The sequence below is a fragment of the Kistimonas scapharcae genome (assembly GCF_039540975.1).
GTDB lineage: Bacteria > Pseudomonadota > Gammaproteobacteria > Pseudomonadales > Endozoicomonadaceae > Kistimonas > Kistimonas scapharcae.
Genome location: NZ_BAABFL010000155.1, coordinates 1 through 609 on the forward strand (window position 1 = coordinate 1; position 609 = coordinate 609).

General features: G+C 51.6%; 1 protein-coding gene and 1 pseudogene. Both read right to left on the reverse strand.

From position 1 onward, the window contains the following. Nucleotides 1-80: 80 nt before the first annotated feature. The gene (locus tag ABD892_RS10120) at nt 81-353 is read right to left on the reverse strand and encodes a hypothetical protein (RefSeq protein WP_345195502.1); all 273 of its coding nucleotides are present in this window, start codon (nt 351-353) and stop codon (nt 81-83) included. 13 nt (nt 354-366) lie between these two features. Further along, nucleotides 367-609 (reverse strand): annotated as a pseudogene (locus ABD892_RS10125) (hypothetical protein); the annotation flags it as partial.

The following is a 609-nucleotide window of genomic DNA, read 5'->3' on the forward strand; positions in this document are numbered from 1 at the left end:
CTTGCGCCAGTTGTTGGGGTTAGCCAGCAGTTGATCCGGGGACTCTTTACCCTGTCCGGTGATGCGGTCTTTCCAGTGACTCATTCGCACTGTTCCTGTCGTGCATTGGCGATCTGAACGTAAGTGAAATGGGTGCGCTCCAGCAGACTGCGCGCCTCACCAATACGACCGGACTCCAGATAGGCAAGTGCGGCATCCATGGCACCTAACAGGCATCGGGTATCAAACTGACCCGTCATAACCATCAAGGCGAGATCTGCCTTGCTATGTCGGTGTGATAACCGGGTAATGCCGTCTTCCTCTTTTTGCAGGTAGTCTTCCAGCAACGCCTGCTGCTCACATTCCGTGTTCATGGCATGACTCCTGTCAGCGGTTAAACAATCTGGAGATAAGCGGGGTCAGGTTCCGAATGGCACGCTCTCCAAACAGGAAACCCAACACGAGGATATTCACCACGATCAGTGCCAATTGCTGCTTCTCGGATAATGTCCACTCAGAAAACCAGCACCAGTCCAGATACATGGTAAAAAACCTTAAATCCCGCTTAACCTTGGGAATGTGAGCAAGCTGGCCGTACTTTTGGCAACAGAGTACAGTTTTTGCACAAAA

Bases quoted from the DNA above. Each gene is read 5' to 3' on its own strand.
- ABD892_RS10120 (WP_345195502.1), bottom strand. From the start codon at position 353: ATGAACACGGAATGTGAGCAGCAGGCGTTGCTGGAAGACTACCTGCAA.